Here is a 12,665-nt window from a genome sequence, read left to right as displayed (position 1 = left end):
CTGCCGAATATGCAGTATGTACAGCCGAATTGGTGACGTGCTCGAATACTCGCAAGGAACTTGTGAACACAGGGGGATGACTTATGGAGCGTCCGCGGCTCAAGGCCCATTTCCTCACCGAAACGGTGGGCGAGAAGGTCTTCCTGCTCGGAGAGGGGCAGGACTACCTCGTCCCGGGGGCCGCCGCGGTGCGCCTCCTGCCCTACCTGGACGGACGGCGCACCGTCGCCGAGATCCTCCAGGAACTGGGCGCCGAGGTCCCGCTCGGCCAGGCGCTGACCGCGCTGCGCCGCTACGAGGCGGCCGGGCACCTCGCCGAGGGCCGGCCCGACCTGCCCGACCACGTGCTCGCCTACTGGGACGCCCAGGGCGTCGACCCGGCCGTCGCGCTGGAGGCCGCCCGGGCCACCGAACTGCTGGTGCTCGCCCTCGGCGCCGCCGAAGCCGCCCCGCTGGTCGACGCGCTCACCGCCACCGGCCTGCGCGCCCGCGCCGTGACCGAGGAGCAGGCCGTCGCGGCCGGCCCGGACACCCTGGTCGTCGCCCTCACCGACGACTACCTGGACCCCGCCCTGGAGCGGCTGAACACCGCCCGGCTGGCCGACCGGCGCGCCTGGCTGCTCGCCAAGCCCACCGGCACCTCCCCCTGGCTCGGCCCGCTGCTGCGCCCCGACGAGACCGGCTGCTGGACCTGCCTGGCCCAGCGGATCAGCGGCAACCGCCAGGTCGAGCGCTACCTGGCCGGCAAGCGCGGCCAGACCGTGCCGCTGCACCCCACCCGCGCCGCGATCCCGGCCGGACCGGCGATGACCGCCCAGCTGCTGGCCACCGAGGCCGCCCGGATCCTGGCCGACGAGTGCTGCTCCGCCCTGGCCGGCACCATGGTCAGCCTCGACCTCAACACCCTGCAGACCACCGAGCACACGCTGGTCCGCCAGCCGCAGTGCCCGAGCTGCGGCGACCCGGCCCTGCTCACCGAGCGCAGCCCCAAGGTCGTCCTCCAGCCCAGCCCGGCCCGGCACACCACCGACGGCGGCTACCGGGTCCAGGCCCCGCAGTTCACCTACGACCGGCTCAAGCACCACATCAGCCCGCACCTGGGCGCGATCACCCGCCTCGGCGCGCACGACGACACCGGCAACGGCATCACCTACAGCTTCACCGCCGGCCACAACTTCGCCATGGTCAACGACAACATGGACCTGCTGCGCCGCAACATGCGCGGCCAGAGCGGCGGCAAGGGCCGCTCCGAGATCCAGGCCAAGGTCAGCGCGATCTGCGAGGCGATCGAGCGCTACTCGGCGGTCTGGCGCGGCGAGGAGCCCGTCGTCCGGGCCGCCTACCGCGACCTCGACCCGGCCGTGGCCGTCCACATGGACGCCCTGCTCCAGTTCTCCGACGCCCAGTTCGCCGGCCGCGCCGAGTGGAACGCCGACCCCAAGCACCGCCTCCACCTGGTGCCCGACCCGTTCCCGGTCGACGCCGAACTGGACTGGACCCGCGCCTGGTCGCTCACCCACGACGAGGAGCGGCTCGTCCCCTCCGGCTACGCCTGGTACGGCCACCCCGACCTCCAGCAGCACTTCTACTGCGTCGGCGACTCCAACGGCTGCGCCAGCGGCAACACCCTGGAGGAGGCGATCCTCCAGGGCTTCTGCGAGGTCGTCGAGCGCGACGCGGTGGCGCTGTGGTGGTACAACCGCACCGCCCAGCCCGAGTTCGACCTGGACTCGCTGAACGACCCGTACGTGGACACCATGCGCGCCTTCTACGCCTCGGTGGACCGCGAGCTGTGGGTCCTGGACATCACCTCCGACCTCGGCGTGCCGGTGTTCGCCGCGATCTCCCGCCGCAAGCACGCGGTCGAGGACATCATGGTCGGCTTCGGCGCCCACCCGGACCCGCGGATCGCCGCGATCCGCGCGCTCACCGAGGTCAACCAGTTCCTCCCGTTCATCGACCGCCGGGACGAGGACGGGAACACCCTCTACCGCACCGACGACCTGGAGACCCTGGAGTGGTGCCGGACCGCGACGATCGCGGACGAGCCCTGGCTGCTGCCCGCCCGTGAGCTGCCCGCCAGCACCCTCGCCGACTTCGCCCCGCTCGCCGGCGACGACCTGGCCGGACACGTCCGGGACTGCGTCGAACGCGCCCGCCGGGCCGGCGTCGAGGTGATCGTGCTCGACCAGAGCCGCCCCGACCTCGACCTCGCCGTGGTCAAGGTGATCGCCCCCGGCATGCGCCACTTCTGGCGCCGCCTCGCCCCCGGCCGGCTCTACGACGTGCCGGTCCGCCAGGGCCGGCTGGCCGCTCCGCTCACCGAGGAGCAGTTCAACCCGAAGAACGTCTTCTTCTAGGAACGGCCGGGTACCGACGCGATGACCACCGCCCTTGACCGGATCCACCGGCCCGCGACCGCCCGTGCGGTGCGCCGGCTGCGGCTGCGCCCCGACGGCGCGCTCACCCCGCTCGGCCCGAAGGCCGTCCGGCTGACCGCGCCGATCGGCGCGCTGAACCTGTCCGACCTGGCGCCCGGCGCCATGGCGGCGGTGGCCGCGCTGGCCGCCGCCGAGCAGACCGAGGAGGAGCTGGCCGCCCTGGTCGCCGCCCGGGACGGCGACGCCGGACTGCTGCGCTGGCAGCTGACCCGCCGCCGGCTCGGCACGGTGGGGCTGCTGGAGCACTCCGTCCACCTCGTGGGCGACGGCACCGGCCCGGACGACGGCACCGGCCCGGGCAACGGCACCGGCACCGGCACCGGCGCGGCCGCGGACGAGCCGCTGGCCCGGCTGCGCCCGGTCGGCCGGGGCGCCGCCGAGCCGGGCCCCACCCCGGACCCGACCGGGCAGGTGAAGCTGTCCCGCTTCGCCTCCGCCGCGGTCGAGGACGGCGCCCTGCTGGTGCGCGCCCCGGGCAGCCCGCTGGCCGTCCAGCTGACCACCCGGGCGGCCGGTCTGCTGGCCGCCCTGGCCGACTGGACCAGCCCCGCCGCGCTCGCCCAACTCCCGGGCGGGCTCCCGCTGGAGGCCGTCCGGCAGACCCTGCGGCTGTTCGCCGCGGCCGGGCTGCTGGCCTACGGCGCCCCCGGCGCCGAGCCGGAGGCCGAGGAGCAGCGCTTCGCCCAGTGGACGGCCGCCGACCTCGCCTTCCACTCCCGCACCCGGCGGCCCACCAGCGTGGCCGGGTACGGCGGCACCTACCGGTTCGGCGACCGCTTCGCCCCCGAGCCGGCCTCGCCCGCGCCGTTCCCCGGCGCGAAGGTCACCCTGCCCGTCCCCGACCTGGACGAACTCGCCCGCGCCGACCGGCCGTTCACCGAGGTGCTGGAGCAGCGCCGCTCGGTGCGCGACCACGACGAGCAGGCGCCGATCACCCTGGCGCAGCTCGGCGAGCTGCTCTACCGCAGCGCCCGCCGCCGGCAGACCTTCACCGGCGGGGACGGCCAGGAGCTGGCCGACCGGCCGTACCCGAGCGGCGGCGCGGTGCACGAGCTGGAGCTGTACCCGCTGGTCACCTCCTGCGCGGGCCTGGAGCCCGGGCTGTGGCACTACGCGACCGACCGGCACGAGCTGGAGCTGGTCAGCGCGCCGAGCCCGGCCACCGCCCAACTGGTCAAGAGCGCCCGCGAGTCCAGCCTGATGCAGGCCGACCCGCAGGTGGTGCTGCTGGTCACCGCGCGGTTCGGCCGGGTGATGTGGAAGTACGAGACAGTCGCCTACCCGCTGGTCCTCAAGCACGTCGGCGCGCTCTACCAGACCCTCTACCTGGTCGGCACCGCGATGGACCTCGCGGTCTGCGGCCTCGGCGGCGGCGACGCGGCCGACTTCGCGGCGGCCAGCGGCCTGGACTACTTCACCGAGGGCACCGTCGGCGAACTGGTGATCGGCAGCCGCCCGGCGGCGCTGCGCCAGGACGTCGGTGTGCCGCGCGCCCCCCGGAGAGAAGCCAGACGATGAAGTTCCGTTTCAAGGCCCTGCAGCGGATGCGCGAGCCGGACGAGCTGGACTCGCCCACCCTGCTCGCCGCGCCGCGGGGCTGGATCGCCCTGTTCGTCGTCATGATCACCATGGCGGCGGCACTGCTGTGGACCTTCGCCGGGACGATCCCGATCACCGTCGACGCCCCCGGCCTGCTGACCCACCCGCACGGCACCGCGATGATCCAGAGCCCGTACGGCGGGATGGTCCGCACGGTGCTCGCCAAGCCCTCCGACCAGGTCCAGCAGGGCCAGTCGGTGGTCCGGGTCGAGGACACCGAGGGCCACAGTCGGGAGATCACCAGCCCGTTCGGCGGGCGGGTGGTCGGCCTGTCGGTCACCGACGGGCAGGTGGTCGCCCCCGGCTCGCCGGTCGCCTCGGTCGAGCGGGTGGACGACCCCAAGGAGGCCGTGGTCGCGATGGTGTTCGTGCCCGCCACCCGCACCGTCGGGCTGGAGCCCGGCGACCAGGTCGACCTCAACGTGTCCACCACCCCGGCCGGCGCCTTCGGCCTGCTGCGCGGCACCGTCAGCTCGGTCAGCCCGTACGCGCTCACCCGGGAGGCCGTCTCCGGGCTGGTCGGCGGCGACCTCGCCGCCCAGCGCTACCTCGGCAAGGACGCGCCCCGGCTGGTCGTGGTCGAGCTGACGCCCGACCCGAACACCCCGAGCGGCTTCGCCTGGACCTCGCAGAGCGGCCCGCCGAACCCGCTGGGCACCCAGGTCTCCGTCACCGCCACCATCAACGTGGGCAAGCAGACCCCGTTCAACCTGATCCTCGGCCGCTGAGAGGGGGCTCCGAATCCGATGACCGCCGTGACCCCGGAGAAGACCGCCTCCGTTCCGCCGGAGGGGAATCCGTCCGAGCTGAATCCGTCGGAGGGGAATCCGTCGGAGAAGAACTCGCCGAAGAAGAAGAGGCCCCGCCGCGGCCGCCCCACCCGGGCGGCCGCGCCGCGGCGCTGGCGCCACGTCGTGCCGACCGTCCTGCAGATGGAGTCGGTCGAGTGCGGCGCCGCCAGCCTCGCCATGATCCTCGCCCACCACGGCCGTTGGGTCCCGCTGGAGGACCTGCGCGGCGTCTGCAGGGTCTCCCGCGACGGCGCCCGCGCCTCCACCCTGCTGAACGCCGCCCGGACGTACGGGCTGACCGCCCGCGGCTACCAGACCGAGGCCGAGAAGCTCCGCGACCTCGACGGCCCGGTGATCATCTTCTGGGCCTTCCAGCACTTCATGGTCGTCGAGGGCGTCCGCACCCGGTACGGCCGCACCGTCGTCGCCGTCAACGACCCGGCCAGCGGCCCCCGGCTGATGGAGTGGGACGAGTTCGACTCCGGCTTCACCGGCATCGTGCTCTCCTTCGAGAAGGGCCCCGACTTCGAGCCCGGCGGCGACAAGGGCGGCATCGGCCGCGCCCTGCTGGAACGCCGGCTGCCCACCGGCCGCGCCATGCCCCTGGTGCTGCTCGCCAGCCTGCTGCTGGTGCTGCCCGGCATCGCGATCCCCGCGTACACCCGGGTGTTCATCGACCGGGTGCTGGCCGGCAGCGGGAGCGGCTACCTCCTCCCGCTGCTGGCCGCCATGACCGCCACCGCCGTGGTGGTCTTCGTGCTGACCTCCGTGCAACGGCACTACCTGCTGCGGATCGAGATCCGGATGGGGCTGGTCAGCTCCGCCCGGTTCTTCCGGCACCTGCTGCGGCTGCCGGTCGACTTCTTCCTCCAGCGCCGCCCGGCCGAGGTCGCCAAGCGGGTCTCCGGCAACGACGTGGTCGCCGAGATCCTCTCCCGCGACCTCGCGCTCACCGTGATCAACCTCGGCCTGGTGCTGTTCTACGCGGCCGTGCTGATCCGCTACGACATCCTCCTCGGGGTGGTCGGCGTCGGCATGGCGCTGCTCAACGTGGTCGTGCTGCAGGCCGTCGCCCGGGCCCGGACCGACGCGGTCGCCGCGCTGCGCACCGACCGCGGCAACCTCACCGCCACCACCTTCACCACCCTCTCGCTGATCGAGACGGTCAAGGCCACCGGCGCCGAGCAGGACGCCTTCGGACGCTGGGCCGGCTTCCTCGCCAAGGTCGTCACGGCGAAGCAGAAGCTGGGCATCCCCAGCGCCGTGCTCACCGTGGTGCCGCCGATGCTGGCCGCGCTCAACAGCGGGCTGATCCTGCTGGTCGGCGGCCAGCGGGTGGTGGACGGCGCGATGAGCGTCGGCATCCTGGTCTCGTTCCAGACCCTGCTCGCCGCGCTCAGCCGCCCGGTCACCCAACTCACCAACCTGGGCGGCCGGTTGCAGGACGTCACCGCCGACATCAAGCGGCTGTACGACGTCGAGCGCTACCCGGTGGCCGCCGCCTTCGCCCGGCCCGAGCCGCCGGCCGGGCCCAAGCTGGACGGCACCCTGGAGTTCGAGGACGTCCGCTTCGGCTACAGCCCGCTGTCGGAGCCGATCATCAAGGGCCTCGACCTGACCGTCGTGCCCGGCCGCCGGGTCGCCGTGGTCGGCGGTTCCGGCAGCGGCAAGTCCACCCTGGGCCGGCTGCTCACCGGGCTCTACACCCCGTGGTCCGGCCGGATCCTGCTGGACGGGCGGCCCCGCGAGGAGATCTCGCGGACCGTGCTGGCCTCCTCGCTGGCCTACGTCGACCAGGACATCTCGCTGTTCGAGGGCACCGTCCGGGACAACCTGACGCTGTGGAACGACGACGTCCCCGACGAGGCGGTCACCGCCGCGCTGCGCGACGCCGCCGTCTTCGACACCGTGATGACCCGCCCCGGCGGCATCCACAGCCCGGTCCTGGAGGGCGGCCGCAACTTCAGCGGCGGCCAGCGCCAACGCCTGGAACTGGCCCGGGCGTTGGCCAGCGAGCCGACCCTGCTGGTGCTGGACGAGGCGACCAGCGCGCTCGACCCGGAGACCGAGCGGGTGATCATGGACAACCTGCGCCGCCGCGGCTGCGCCTGCCTGATCATCGCGCACCGGCTCTCCACCGTCCGCGACGCCGACGAGATCATCGTGCTGCACGAGGGCTCGATCGTCGAACGCGGCACCCACGACGAGCTGTTGGCGCTCGGCGGGCACTACACCGCGCTCATCGAGTCGGCGCGCCGCGAGGAGGAGGACGAGCTGTGACGCTTGCCGTGGAAGTCTGCTCGCCGCTGCTCGCCGGGGCGGCCTCGCCGGTCGAGCCGCTGGCCGACCGCTACCTGGTGCTGGACGACCCGGAGCGGCTGCTGCTGGTCCGCTCCGGCGCCGTCGACCTGTTCGCCGTACAGCTCGACTCCGGTGTGCCGCAGGGCCGTTGGCACTTCCTCTGCCGGATCGCGGCGGGCACCCTGGTACCCGGCGCGGCCGGGGCCGGGCAGCGCCGGGGCATCGTCGTCCGGCCGGTGCTCGGCGCCGAACTGGCCTTCCTGCCGACCGCCCGGGTGGACGGGCTGTCCGCGGCCGGCGGCGGCGCCGTCGACCAGTTCCTCGGCGGCCTGGCCCGCGGCCTCACCGCGCTGGCCGGCGCCCTGCGGGACACCCTGCCGCCCCGCGAGTTCACCCCGCTCGACCCCGTCGACCCCACCGTCCTCAAGAAGGGCCAGGCGCTCCGCTCGGTCGACGGCCTCCAGTGGGTGCGGGTCGAGGAGGGCGGCGTCGAGGCGCCCGAGGGCGCCGGCGGCGAGCTCACCGCCGGCGCCGAGCTCTGCCTCACCGAACGGGACTGGCTGATCGCGGCCGGCCCGGCCACCGTCCTGGCCCGCTCCCCGCGCCAACTGCTCGACCAGGGCGGCCTGTGGGAACGCCTGGCCACCCACTGCGGGCGGCTGCTGGACGCCGTCGACCGCCGGATCGAGGCCCGCCGGGGCACCGAGACCGAGCTGATCGCCGCCCGCCGGGAACGCGACGCCGGCACCCTCGCCGACTCCGCGCGCGGCTTCGAGACCATCCTGCGCGACACCTCCTCCCGGCTGCGGATCGGCGACGCCACCGGCGACGAGCCCACCCTGGCCGCCGCCCGGCTGGTCGCCGCGCACGAGGGCTTCGCCGTCACCGCCCCGGTGGCCGGCAACGGCCACGACCGACGCCTCGACCGGCTCCAGGCGATCGCCCTGGCCTCGCACGTGCGCACCCGCTCCGTCCGGCTGGACGGCACCTGGTGGCGCGGCGACCTCGGCGCCATGGTGGCCTACCGCAAGGCCGGCGCCCCCGTCGCCCTGCTCCCGCTCGGCAGCGGCTACGTACTGGCCGAGGGCGGCAAGGTCACCCCGCTGACCCCGAAGCTCGCCGCCGAACTCCAGAACAAGGCCACCGTGCTGTACCGGCCGCTGCCGGCCGCCGTCCGCTCGGTCGCCGGGCTGCTCCGCTTCGGGCTGCGCAACAACCGGCAGGACCTGTGGATGTTCACCGGGATGGCCGCCCTGGTCGCGCTGATCGGCCTGCTCGTCCCGGTGATGACCGGCGAGGTGCTCGGCACCTTCGTCGCCCACGCCCAGCGCAACCTGATCACCGAGGGCGCGCTGGTGGTGATCGGCTCCGCGATGGCGGTCGCCGCGCTGTCCATCGTGCAGAACATCGCGGTGCTGCGGATCGAGAGCCGCTCCACCGCGGCGATGCAGGTCGGCGTCTGGACCAGGCTGCTGTCGCTGCCCGCGCCGTTCTTCGCCAACTACTCCACCGGCGAGCTCGGCACCACGGTGCTCGGCGTCAGCGCCGCCCAGGAGACCCTCTCCGGGATGATGACCACGGCGACCCTCGGCCTGCTGACCGGCCTCGCCAACCTGGTGCTGGTCTACTTCTACGACCTGCGGCTGGCCGGCCTGGCCACCCTGCTGGTGCTGGTCGGCGTCGCCGTCGGCCTGGCCGCCGGGCGGCTGGAGGTCCGCTGGCAGCGCCGGCTGTACTCGCACGAGCAGGCGATGTCCGCCCGGGTCTTCCAACTGCTCACCGCCGTCCCCAAGTTGCGGGTCACCGCGGCCGAGGACCGGGTGTTCGGGGTGTGGGCCGCCGAGCTCGGCAAGGGGCGGGGGCTGGCGGCCTCCTCCCGCCGGGTGCAGAACGCCGTCACCACCTTCAACGCGGGCTTCCCGCTGATGTGTTCGGTGGTGGTCTTCGGGGTCATCGCCGGGCCGCTGGGCGGTGAGGTGCCGATCCCGGTCTTCCTGTCCTTCTTCACCGCCTTCAACCTGCTGATCGCCTCCAGCCTCCAGTTCACCTCGGCCGCCGTCACCGCGCTCGGCGTGGTGCCGATGCTGGAGCGGCTGCGGCCGATCCTGGAGGAGAAGCCCGAGGTCGACGACAGCAAGGCCGACCCCGGCGACCTCTCCGGTCGCCTCGGCCTGAGCCACGTCACCTTCCGCTACGGCGAGGACGGCCCGGCCGCCCTCCAGGACGTCACGCTGAGCATCGAGCCGGGCGAGTTCGTCGCCGTCGTCGGCCCGTCCGGCAGCGGCAAGTCCACCGTGCTGCGGCTGCTGCTCGGCTTCGAGCGGCCGGAGAGCGGGACGGTGCTCTACGACGGCCAGGACCTCGGGGAGTTGGAGGTCTCGGCGGTGCGGCGGCAGTGCGGCGTGGTGCTCCAGAACGGCGCCCTGCTGGCCGGCGACATCAAGGCCAACATCGTCGGCTCCACCAACCACACCCTGGACGACGCCTGGGCCGCCGCCGAGATGGCCGGCATCGACAAGGACATCGCGGCCATGCCGATGGGCATGAACACCGTGCTCTCGGAGGGGACGAGCACGCTGAGCGGCGGCCAGCGGCAGCGGCTGATGATCGCCCGGGCACTGGTCTCCCGGCCCCGCATCGTCTTCTTCGACGAGGCGACGAGCGCGCTGGACAACCCGACCCAGCGGCTGGTCACCGAGTCGACGCGAAGACTCAACGCCACCCGGGTGGTCATCGCGCACCGGCTGTCGACTGTGGCCGAAGCCGACCGGATCATCGTGATGGACCAGGGCCGGGTGGTCCAACAGGGCAGGTACGAGGAGCTGTTGGCCGACCGGGACGGGCTGTTCGCCCGGCTGGCACACCGGCAGATGTAGACGGAGAACTGAGGACCATGGAATACACCCTGCTCATTCACGGCGACGAGCGGGTCTGGAACGCGCTGAGCGAGGCCGAACAGGCCGAACTCGACGCCGCGCACGCGCGGTTCGGACGCGAGCTGCACGAGGCGGGGGTGGGCGTGCGGTACGGCGGCGGACTGCGGCGCAGTTGCAGCGCCCGGCTGGTGGTGCCGGGCGGCGGGCAGGAGACACCGGTCTCCGACGGGCCGTACCGGGAGGGGCACGAGCACCTCGGCGGGCTGTGGGTGATCGACGTGCCGGAGGAGTCGGAGGCCGTCGCCTGGGCCCGCCGGATGCCCGCCGCACCGGGCGACCTGGTCGAGGTCCGGCCGGTCCGGGTGACCTGAGGCCGTGACCGCGGAAGCGGCCCGCTCCTGGTCGGGGGCGGGCCGGACGGCTCAGGACCGGAAGTCGTCGATGACGACCACACCGGTCGGACCGTACGTCGCCAGGTCCGCCAGGACGGCGCCCGCCTCGCTCAGGCCGACGGTGCGGGAGACGATCCGGCCGGGGTCGAGGCGGCCGGATTCGATCATGGCGAGCATGGTGCCGAAGCGCTGGGCCTGCATGCCGAAGGCGCTCCGGAACTCCAGCTCCTTGACCAGCATGACGTCGATCGGGAGGGGGACGTTTCCCTTCTCCGCGCCGGTGGTGTGGCCGAGTTGGAGGTGCCTGCCGCGGGTGCGGAGGGAGAGCACGGAGTTCCGGCAGGCCTCGGCGATGCCGACGGCGTCGACCGAGACGTGGGCGCCGCCATGGGTGAGGGTCTTCACGGCCTCGGTGGGATCGTCGTCCGTCGCGTTGACGGTGTGGACGGCGCCCAGCGCGCGGGCGGCGGCCAACTTCTCTTCGGTGAGGTCGATCGCGATCACATTGGCGCCCGTTGCGGCGGCGATCTCCACGGTGGACAGGCCCATGCCGCCGCCGGCGCCGTACACGGCGACCCACTCGCCGCCACGGACGCGGGCCTGGTCGACCACGCCGTGGAAGGCGGTCATGTAGCGGCAGGCGAGGGCAGCGACGTCGGTGAAGCCGACGGCGTCGGGGACGCGGACCAGGTTGACGTCGGCGAAGCGGACCATCACGTACTCGGCGAAGGCGCCCCAGTAGGAGACGCCGGGGACGAGGGCGTCGACGTTGTCGCAGACGTGCTGGTGGCCGTCGCGGCACATCGGGCAGGTGCCGCAGCCGGGGTTCATCGGGAAGATCACGCGATCGCCTTCGTGCCAGTCGCGTACTGCTGAGCCGACTTCGACGACGGTGCCGGCGAACTCATGGCCGAGGACGAAGGGGGGCGCGAGGGTGGGGCCGCCGGTCCAGAACTCGCCCGCCCAGAGGGCCCAGTCGGTACGGCAGATGCCGTTGGCGCCGACCCGGAGGACGGCGCCGTCGGGCGGGCAGCCGGGGTCGGGGACGTCGTGGACGACCAGGGGCTTGCTGAGCTCTTCGATGACTGCGGCGCGCATGGCGCGGCCTCCTCGGGGGGCTAATGTCCACTGGTTGAAGGGGTGGACTCGGACGCTAGCCAGTGGCCCGGATCGATGTCAACCACTTAGAGTGGTGGACATGAGTGAGGAAGACGGGCGGCAGCGGGAGGCGCGCCAGCGCGCGAAGACGGACTTCCGGTTCGACGACGCCCGGCTGTGCTTCGCCTTCGCGGGGACGCTGGCGGACCGGGGGACGGCGGAGCCGTTCGAACGGCTGGGGCGGCCGGAGGACTTGGGGCGGTGGTGCGTGGAGAGCGGGTGCGCGGCGGAGGCGCCGGACTGCACCTCGGAGGAGCTGATGCAGGCTGTTCGACTCCGCGAAGCGATCCAACGCATCGGCCAGACCCTGGCGGAGTCACGACCCCCGGCCCTTGAGGACATCACCCTCGTCAACGCCGCTGCGGCGGAGCCAACTTCGGCCCCCGAACTCTCCGCCGATGCGACGACGGTGAAGTGGACCGGCGGGAACGTGGCGGCCGTACTCTCCATGGTCGCCCGCGACCTGATCACCCTGTGCGGATCCGAGCAGCGCACAAAGGTCCACCTCTGCGGAAACCCCACCTGCGGCGCCCTGTTCGTGGACACCTCGCGCGCAAGCGCACGCCGCTGGTGCTCGATGAAGACGTGCGGCGCCCTACTGAAGAAGCGCGCCTACCGCGCCAAGGCGCAGCGGTAAGTCGGGCTGCCGGAAGCTCACTTGCCGCTGTCGACGGCGGCGCGCTGATACCGCGGCGGGAGGGGCGCCCCTCCCGCCTGGTAGGGCCGTGCTCCGACGCCCAGTACCCTGCTGTCGCGGGTCGGCGAGCCGAGCGCCCGCGCCTGCCCGGTCTGCGGATCGGGTACCACCTACCAGACCCTGGAAGGCCGATGGGGCTGCACGGCGTGCGGCGCCACCTGGGCCTGAGCCCGAGGAGGGCCCGATGGCGGACTGCGTGCAGTGCTCCGCTCCTGCGGTGATCGAGGATCTCGACACGCAGCCACCACAGCCCTGGTGCCTCGGCTGCGCGACCGCCCTCGTCCGGGCCGGCGACCCGGTGCTCAACTACCGCTCGCTCGGCGGCGAAGACGCCTACGCACGCATCCTGGCCGGCGGCAGCACCCAGGTCCTGCCCTTCGGCTGACAAGCGCACCCGAGCGACTGACCAC

At 73.3% G+C, this 12,665-nt stretch carries 9 protein-coding genes; 8 read left to right on the top strand and 1 reads right to left on the bottom strand.

The window, feature by feature from the left end; genetic code table 11:
- Positions 1–83 precede the first annotated feature (83 nt).
- Genes ABTZ03_RS15865 through ABTZ03_RS15840 form a run of 6 tightly spaced genes read left to right on the top strand, consistent with a single transcriptional unit; the run spans position 84 to position 10,379 of the window.
- Complete coding sequence (locus tag ABTZ03_RS15865; protein WP_350513533.1) at positions 84–2,360, top strand: TOMM precursor leader peptide-binding protein; 2,277 nt, start codon at positions 84–86, stop codon at positions 2,358–2,360.
- A gap of 21 nt (positions 2,361–2,381) precedes the next feature.
- Positions 2,382–3,959: a SagB family peptide dehydrogenase gene (locus tag ABTZ03_RS15860; protein WP_350513532.1), complete on the top strand. Its 1,578-nt coding sequence runs from the start codon at positions 2,382–2,384 to the stop codon at positions 3,957–3,959.
- Positions 3,956–4,768, top strand: a complete 813-nt coding sequence (locus tag ABTZ03_RS15855) for a biotin/lipoyl-containing protein (RefSeq protein WP_350513531.1) — start codon at positions 3,956–3,958, stop codon at positions 4,766–4,768. The genes ABTZ03_RS15860 and ABTZ03_RS15855 overlap by 4 nt, the downstream gene beginning before the upstream one ends.
- Positions 4,769–4,786: 18 nt before the next feature.
- Positions 4,787–7,111: an NHLP family bacteriocin export ABC transporter peptidase/permease/ATPase subunit gene (locus ABTZ03_RS15850; RefSeq protein WP_350513530.1), complete on the top strand. Its 2,325-nt coding sequence runs from the start codon at positions 4,787–4,789 to the stop codon at positions 7,109–7,111.
- Positions 7,108–10,008 carry an NHLP bacteriocin export ABC transporter permease/ATPase subunit gene (locus tag ABTZ03_RS15845; protein WP_350513529.1) on the top strand — a complete coding sequence of 967 codons (2,901 nt, stop codon included), beginning with the start codon at positions 7,108–7,110 and terminating at the stop codon, positions 10,006–10,008. Before ABTZ03_RS15850 ends, ABTZ03_RS15845 begins: the two co-directional genes overlap by 4 nt.
- 17 nt (positions 10,009–10,025) lie before the next feature.
- The gene (locus tag ABTZ03_RS15840; protein WP_350513528.1) at positions 10,026–10,379 is read left to right on the top strand and encodes a YciI family protein; all 354 of its coding nucleotides are present in this window, start codon (positions 10,026–10,028) and stop codon (positions 10,377–10,379) included.
- 51 nt (positions 10,380–10,430) lie between these two features.
- On the opposite strand, the gene ABTZ03_RS15835 is transcribed toward ABTZ03_RS15840, so the two are convergent.
- Positions 10,431–11,498, bottom strand: a complete 1,068-nt coding sequence (locus ABTZ03_RS15835) for an alcohol dehydrogenase catalytic domain-containing protein (RefSeq protein ID WP_350513527.1) — start codon at positions 11,496–11,498, stop codon at positions 10,431–10,433.
- Between the two features lie 100 nt (positions 11,499–11,598).
- Here ABTZ03_RS15835 and ABTZ03_RS15830 point away from each other — a divergent pair, with 100 nt between their 5' ends.
- Both ABTZ03_RS15830 and ABTZ03_RS15825 read left to right on the top strand, forming a co-directional pair.
- Positions 11,599–12,195, top strand: a complete 597-nt coding sequence (locus ABTZ03_RS15830) for a CGNR zinc finger domain-containing protein (RefSeq protein WP_350513526.1) — start codon at positions 11,599–11,601, stop codon at positions 12,193–12,195.
- A gap of 244 nt (positions 12,196–12,439) precedes the next feature.
- A complete protein-coding gene (locus ABTZ03_RS15825; RefSeq protein ID WP_350513525.1) occupies positions 12,440–12,640 on the top strand; it encodes a hypothetical protein in 201 nt (66 codons plus the stop codon).
- The last annotated feature ends 25 nt before the right edge of the window (positions 12,641–12,665 follow it).

Origin of the sequence: Kitasatospora sp. NPDC096077, assembly GCF_040303245.1 — a bacterium.
Classification (GTDB): domain Bacteria; phylum Actinomycetota; class Actinomycetes; order Streptomycetales; family Streptomycetaceae; genus Kitasatospora.
The sequence above is the reverse complement of the archived record's forward strand: the minus strand, read 5'-3'. Positions and strand labels throughout refer to the sequence as shown.

Excerpts from the sequence above, each read along its gene's own strand:
- ABTZ03_RS15850 (WP_350513530.1), top strand. The coding sequence starts at position 4,787 with ATGACCGCCGTGACCCCGGAGAAGACCGCCTCCGTTCCGCCGGAGGGG.
- ABTZ03_RS15825 (WP_350513525.1), top strand. The coding sequence starts at position 12,440 with ATGGCGGACTGCGTGCAGTGCTCCGCTCCTGCGGTGATCGAGGATCTC.
- ABTZ03_RS15835 (WP_350513527.1), bottom strand. The coding sequence starts at position 11,498 with ATGCGCGCCGCAGTCATCGAAGAGCTCAGCAAGCCCCTGGTCGTCCAC.
- ABTZ03_RS15840 (WP_350513528.1), top strand. The coding sequence starts at position 10,026 with ATGGAATACACCCTGCTCATTCACGGCGACGAGCGGGTCTGGAACGCG.
- ABTZ03_RS15855 (WP_350513531.1), top strand. The coding sequence starts at position 3,956 with ATGAAGTTCCGTTTCAAGGCCCTGCAGCGGATGCGCGAGCCGGACGAG.
- ABTZ03_RS15830 (WP_350513526.1), top strand. The coding sequence starts at position 11,599 with ATGAGTGAGGAAGACGGGCGGCAGCGGGAGGCGCGCCAGCGCGCGAAG.
- ABTZ03_RS15860 (WP_350513532.1), top strand. The coding sequence starts at position 2,382 with ATGACCACCGCCCTTGACCGGATCCACCGGCCCGCGACCGCCCGTGCG.
- ABTZ03_RS15865 (WP_350513533.1), top strand. The coding sequence starts at position 84 with ATGGAGCGTCCGCGGCTCAAGGCCCATTTCCTCACCGAAACGGTGGGC.